Consider the following 6,256-nt stretch of genomic DNA (forward strand, 5'->3'; position numbering starts at 1 on the left):
GGAGCGGTTCATCCGCGAGCAGGTGCCCGAGGTGAAGTTCGTCGTGGGCCACGGCCAGATGGCCCCGACCCAACTCGAGGAGGTGATGACCGCCTTCTACGACGGCCAGTACGACGTCCTGCTGTCGACCACCATCGTCGAGAGCGGGCTGGATATCCCCACCGCCAACACCATGATCATCCATCGGGCCGACATGTTCGGCCTGGCTCAGATGTACCAGCTGCGCGGCCGGGTTGGTCGGGCCAAGGCGCGGGCCTACGCCTATCTGACCACGCCCGCGGAGAAGCAGATCACGCTCTCGGCCGAGCGCCGATTGAAGGTGCTGCAGTCCCTCGACAGCCTGGGCGCGGGCTTCCAGCTCGCCAGCCACGATCTGGATCAGCGCGGCGGTGGCAACCTGCTGGGCGAGGAGCAGTCGGGCCACATCCGCGAGATCGGCGTCGAGCTGTACCAGCAGATGCTGGAGGACGCGGTCAACGAGCTGAAGGCCCTGGCCGGCAAGGGCGACGGGGCGACGGATCGCGGCTGGTCGCCGCAGATCAACACCGGCGCAGCCGTGCTGATCCCAGAGGAATATGTGCCGGACCTAAATGTCCGTCTGTCGCTCTACCGCCGCCTCTCCGACGCCGAGAAGTCCGGCGACCGCGAGGCTCTGGCCGCCGAGATGATCGATCGCTTCGGCCCGCTGCCGCCCGAGGCCGGCCAGCTGTTGAAGGTCGTGGCCATCAAGGGCCTGTGCCGGGAAGCCAACGTCGCCAAGATCGACGTCGGCCCCAAGGGCGCCGTTGTCAGCTTCCGCGGCGACGACTTCAAGAACCCCATGGGCCTGATGGGCTTCATCCAAAAGAACCAGGTCGCCTGGCGCATTCGTCCCGACCACAAGGTGGTGGTGCGGGGCGAGTGGGAGACCCCCGAACAGCGCCTGGGCGCGGCCGAGCGGGTGCTGAGCGAACTCGCCAAGCTGGCGGCCGCCTGAGCGCCGCACTAGGCTGGCCCGGTGGATCAGGGGGTCACATGAAATCAGTTCTCATCGGCGCGTCGCTGAGCGTGTCGCTCGCATTGGCGGGAAGCGCTCAGGCCCAGCAGGCCGAGACCGTGCGGGACATGAGGTGCGCCGCGGCGATCGCCTTCATGGCCGCCCAGTCGGGCGCGCCCGACGCCAGCAAGGACGCCGCCATGGGACTTCTCTATTTCCTGGGCAGGGTCGAGGGGCGTGAGCCGGGCATGGCCCTGGAGCCCGCGTTCAAGGCCACGGTCGCGACCATGACCGAGGCCGACATCCAAACCGATCTGGTTCGCTGCGGGGCGGCGCTCAGCGTCAAGGGTAAGGAGCTGCAGGTCATCGGCAAGAGCCTTCAGGACGCCTCGGCGGCGGCCAAGCCGGTCACGTGAGCATCAGCTCGCCTGCTGGTGAGCCCTTGCCGCGGCCTCTTCCAGGGCCTTGCCGGCCCCCTCGGCGCCGCCGACCTCGGCCACGCCGATATCGAACTCGATGACGAAGGGCGGCTTGCCGTCGCCGGCCTCGAAGGCCGTGCAGCCGATCACCGCGGCGATCCGCTCGCCGGCCGCCCGCGCGGCGGCTTGCGGCGTGGCGGGAAGGGCCAGGGCGAAGACCTCGGGACTCAGGCGCGCGGCGGTGTCCTCCACGCGAACCAGGCGGCCCACCATCGAGCCGATCTGGGGGATGGCGCGGTCCAGCCATCCGCCGGCGCGCGCCGCGCCGATGTCCTGCTTCTCGGCGACCTTCAGCACGCAGACCGACAGTGGCCGGTTGCGTAGGCGGGAAGCCTGGGCCAGGCGCCCCAGGTGATGGGCGAAGAGATCGCGGGTGAAGAGCCCGGTGGCCGCGTCCATCAGGCCTGACGAGCGGGCCTTCTCCAACGCCTTGCGGATGGCGGTCTGACGGCGATAGCTGCGGGCCAGCTCGATCACCCGCTTGGCGGTCTCGGTCTCGGCGGTTTCCGGCGAGGCGACGTCGGAAACGCCGCGATGATACGCCTCCGACATGGTCACGTAGCTCTCCTGGCGCATGTAGAGCAGGGCGGGCGTGTGATAGAGGCGCGTGTTCCGGCGCATGCCGGCGGCGATGGACAGCGCCTCCTGGCTGTTGTCGCCCGCCCACAGGACCACGGCGTCGAAGGACCGCTCGTGCAAGTAGTCGAAGGCCGTATAGGCGGTGAAGGCGCCCACCACCTCCGCGCCGCAGCGCGTCAGGGCGTTTGAGAGCGCGAGGAACTGGGGCGCCGGCTCGCCGATGGCCAGCACCTGGAACGGGCTGGCGTCCGGGTCGGGCAGGTCTAGCCAGCCGCCGCGATCGGCGAAGCTGGTGCGACGAAGCTCGAACTCCTCCTCGGCGACGGCGGTGCGGACCAGGGTCTCAAGCCGCAGCACGGCCTGGGCGGGATGGATCGGGGCCGCGAGCGTCAGGTCGAAGTCGTAACTTTCCAGCTCGGGTTCGGGATCGCCGATGGCCACCACGGGCAGACGACGCGGCGCGCAGGCGGCCTTGAGACGGCGGGCCATGGTCAGGGCTTCATGACCCCCGCTCGCCAGGTCGATGATCGCGGCCTCGATGTTGAGATCGGCCAGGGCCGCGAGCGCCGCGTAGGGCCCGCGCGCCGTGACGGTGCGCCAGCCCAGGCGGTCCAGGCCCTCGGCGAGCGGACCCGCCAGGGCGTCATCCCGCGCGACAATCAAGACGCGCGCCTGGACGCTAGCCGCCATTCCAGAACCCTTGACGCCATCCCCTCCGGGTTCCACGCCCAGGATGGGCGGGAATCGAAGCGCCCGGAGACTATACAGGCGCCGCGCGCCGACGACAGCGCGCCGGCGTCGCAGGAGAGGGAGAGCTTGGGATGGATCAGACGCTGACGGGACTTGCCGCCGTGGTGACGGGCGCGTCAGGCGGCCTGGGCGCGCACTTCGCCAGGTTGCTGGCGGCCAATGGCGCCGCGGTGGCGCTCACCGCGAGGCGGCTGGACATGGTCGAGGCCGTGGCCGCCGAGATCGTCGCGAGCGGAGGCCGCGCCATTGCACTCAAGCTGGACGTGGCCGATGCCCAGTCCATCGGCCCGGCCTTCGACGAGATCGAAGCCGCGCTCGGACCCATCTCGATCCTGGTCAACAACGCCGGGGTGGGCGGAGAGGGGCTGGCCCTGGACCTGACCATCGAGGAGTGGGATCGAACCTTCGACGTTAACGTGCGTGGCGTGTTCTTCTCCGCTCAGCAGGCGGCTGTGCGCATGCTCGCCTCGGGGGTAGCGGCGGCCGGGACCGCGCGGATCGTCAACATCGCCTCGATCGCCAGCCATACGGTCTTGCCGGGGCTGTCGGCCTACAATGCGTCGAAGTCGGCCGTCGCCATGCTGACCCGCAGCCTGGCGCGGGAGTGGTCGCGACGCGGAATCGCCGTCAACGCCATCGCGCCCGGCTATATCGAGACCGACATCAACGCGTCCTGGTGGGCCACCGAAGGCGGTCAGAAGCAGCTCAAGGGCTTCCCGCGCCGCAGGCTGATGGAAGCCACTGACCTCGACGCGACGTTGACGATGCTGTGCGGGCCCGCCGCGCGCGCCATCGCCGGGACCTTGATCACCATCGACGACGGCCAGTCCCTGCCGGGCGGCGGCTGACGTTTGGCTGACGGGGCGTAATCGCGTCTAGGATCGGCGAAAATCTAGGGAGAGCTTGCATGCGCCAGGGACCGTTGACCGGCCTGAAGGTCGTGGAATTCGCCGGGATCGGGCCAGGGCCGTTCTGCGGCATGTTGCTGTCGGACCTGGGCGCCGACGTGGTGCGTGTCGACCGCAAGGGTCCTGGGCGCTCGTCACCCGCCGACATCACAGCCAGGGGCCGACGTTCAGTCGCGCTGGACCTCAAGAATCCCGCCGCCATCGAGACCTGCTTGAAGCTGATGGAGACCGCCGACGCGGTGTTCGAGGGTTTTCGGCCCGGGGTGATGGAGCGCCTGGGTCTTGGGCCCGAGGTGGCGATGGCGCGCAATCCCAAGCTGGTCTACGGCCGCATGACCGGCTGGGGCCAGTTCGGGCCCTACGCCAACGCCGCCGGGCACGACATGAACTACATCGCCATCACCGGAGCGCTGCACGCCACGGGAACGAAGGAAAAGCCCGTTCCCCCTCTAAACCTCGTGGGCGATTTCGGCGGCGGGGCGCTCTATCTGGCGTTCGGCCTGATGGCCGGGGTGATCCACGCGCGCGAGACGGGGCAGGGGCAGGTGATCGACGCGGCGATGAGCGACGGCGCGGCCTCGCTGATGGCCATGTTTTACGGCTTCAAGGCCAGCGGCATCTGGAAGGAAGAGCGGCGCTCGAACCTGCTCGATGGCGGCGCGCACTTCTATGACACTTACCAATGCGCCGACGGCAAGTGGATCTCGATCGGCTCCATCGAGCCGCAGTTCTACGCCCTGCTGCTGGAGAAGACCGGCATCACGGACCCCGAATTCGCCAAACAGATGGATCGGGGAAGCTGGGACTCGCTGCGCGACAAGCTCAGCCAGGTGATCGCCAGGAAGACCCAAGCCGAGTGGTGCGCGATCATGGATGGGACCGACGTCTGTTTCGCGCCGATCCTGGACCTCGATGAAGCCCCGAAACATCCGCACAACGTAGCCCGGCAGACCTTCGTTCAGGTCGAGGGCGTGACCCAACCCGCCCCGGCGCCCAGGTTTTCGGCGACGCCGGGCGCCATCCAGGGCCCGCCGCCTGGCATCGGCGCCCACGACCGTGAGGCCTTGGGCGACTGGGGCTTCTCGAGCGCCGAGATCGACGCTCTCAAAGCAGCGGGAGCCCTGGAGGGCTAGGGCCTATTTCGCCGGCGCGGCGATCGTCTTCAGTTCGGTGACGCTAGCCTTCTGGGCGGCGTGCTCCTCGGCGCCCAGCGGGATCAGGCCGCGCTGCTGCAGATAGCCGCCCTTGCCGGTGGCCGCGTCCGAGACGAAGGCGTCCACATATTCGCGCAGGCCGGGGATGACGCCGATATTGGCCTTCTTCACGTAGATGAACAGCGAGCGCGACACCGGATAGGAGCCGTTCGAGATGGTCTCGAAGGTCGGCGCGACGCCGTCGATGGTGGCCGCCTTCACGGTGTCCATGTTGTTCTCAAGGAACGAGTAACCGAACACGCCGATGGCGTTGGGCGTCTTGGTCAGGGTCTGGACGATGGCGTTGTCGTTCTCGCCGGAGTCGACCCAGGCGCCGTCGCTGCGGACAGTGTGGGCCTTGGCCTTGAAGCCGTCCTCGTCCGAGCCGCGCAGGGCTTCAAGCGCCGGGATCTTGCGGGCGCCCTGTTCCATGGCGAGTTCCGAGAAGGCGTCGCGCGTGCCGGAGGTGGGCGGCGGTCCATAGACCAGGATCGCCTGAGCCGGCAGGGCGGCGTCGACGTCCTTCCAGGTCTTGGCGGTGTTCTTGGCGTAGGCGGCGCCGGCAGGGAGTTCGGCGGCGAGCCCGCGGTAGAGCTGGTCGAGCTTGAGGTTGTAGGTCGGGCCGCCCTTGGCGTTGGCGACCACGATGCCGTCGAAGCCGATCTTGATCTCGACGATGTCGGTGACGCCATTGGCGGCGCACTGCTCGAACTCGGACTTCTTGATCTGGCGCGACGCGTTGGCGATGTCGGGATAGGCCGCGCCGGTTCCGCTGCAGAACAGCTTGAAGCCGCCGCCGGTGCCCAGCGATTCGACCTTGGCGGCCTTGCCGCCGCCGCTCTTGGCGACATTTTCGGCGACGCGGGTGGCGAAGGGGAACACCGTCGAGGAGCCGGCGGCCCAGACCTGGTCGCGCCCGCTGGCGCTGGGACCGGCCTTGGCGGCGTCTCCCTCGGTCTTCTGACCGCAGGCGGCGAGGGCCACGGCGGCGACGGCGAGATAGGCGAACGGCTTCATCGGAGAACTCCGGTTTGCTGGGCGAGGGGTGCTTCGTCGGTTATAGCGGCTTGCGTAAAAGTTCGATGACGTTCTGTCGGGTGAACGGCGGGCGCGCGCCGCGTTCAGACTGGGTTCAGCCGGCGGGCGCGATGCTGCAGTCAGGTTGAACGCCGCTATCTCCCGTCCCTCGACGCGGTGTTTGGCCCGATGGAACGACACGCCCATCGGCGGCGCGCCGGCTCCCCCAAGGACCCGCGCGCCGCGTCGACGTTTGCGCCCGTCACACGCGACGCCAAGACGGCTTTCGCCGGGACGCGACCTTCATAACCATACCCGCCATTTAGATCCGTCGGGGTATCAAGCGGGGGCGCG

The 6,256-nt window shown here is 68.7% G+C and carries 6 protein-coding genes; 4 read left to right on the forward strand and 2 right to left on the reverse strand.

Annotated features, from left to right (window positions below; genetic code table 11):
- Both RMO04_RS11620 and RMO04_RS11625 read left to right on the forward strand, forming a co-directional pair.
- Window positions 1-976 (forward strand): TRCF domain-containing protein (locus RMO04_RS11620; protein ID WP_309644945.1); only part of this gene is annotated, 976 nt, incomplete at its 5' end.
- 38 nt (window positions 977-1,014) lie between these two features.
- Entirely contained in the window at window positions 1,015-1,392 is a 378-nt protein-coding gene (locus RMO04_RS11625; RefSeq protein ID WP_309644946.1) for a hypothetical protein, read from the forward strand.
- Between the two features lie 3 nt (window positions 1,393-1,395).
- On the opposite strand, the gene RMO04_RS11630 is transcribed toward RMO04_RS11625, so the two are convergent.
- On the reverse strand, window positions 1,396-2,724 hold the full coding sequence (locus tag RMO04_RS11630) for a diguanylate cyclase domain-containing protein (RefSeq protein WP_309644947.1): 1,329 nt from the start codon (window positions 2,722-2,724) through the stop codon (window positions 1,396-1,398).
- A 131-nt stretch (window positions 2,725-2,855) separates the two neighbouring features.
- Between RMO04_RS11630 and RMO04_RS11635 the strand changes: the two genes are divergently transcribed.
- Complete coding sequence (locus tag RMO04_RS11635) at window positions 2,856-3,632, forward strand: SDR family NAD(P)-dependent oxidoreductase (protein ID WP_309644948.1); 777 nt, start codon at window positions 2,856-2,858, stop codon at window positions 3,630-3,632.
- A 59-nt stretch (window positions 3,633-3,691) separates the two neighbouring features.
- Window positions 3,692-4,825 (forward strand): CaiB/BaiF CoA-transferase family protein, encoded by a 1,134-nt coding sequence (locus RMO04_RS11640; RefSeq protein ID WP_309644949.1) that lies wholly within the window; start codon window positions 3,692-3,694, stop codon window positions 4,823-4,825.
- Between the two features lie 3 nt (window positions 4,826-4,828).
- Here the strand turns inward: RMO04_RS11640 and RMO04_RS11645 are convergent, their stop codons facing one another.
- Window positions 4,829-5,902, reverse strand: coding sequence for a substrate-binding domain-containing protein (locus tag RMO04_RS11645; RefSeq protein ID WP_309644950.1), 1,074 nt, complete (start codon window positions 5,900-5,902; stop codon window positions 4,829-4,831).
- Between the last annotated feature and the right edge of the window lie 354 nt (window positions 5,903-6,256).

It is taken from the genome of Phenylobacterium sp. (assembly GCF_031412415.1).
In the GTDB taxonomy this organism is placed as follows: domain Bacteria; phylum Pseudomonadota; class Alphaproteobacteria; order Caulobacterales; family Caulobacteraceae; genus Phenylobacterium.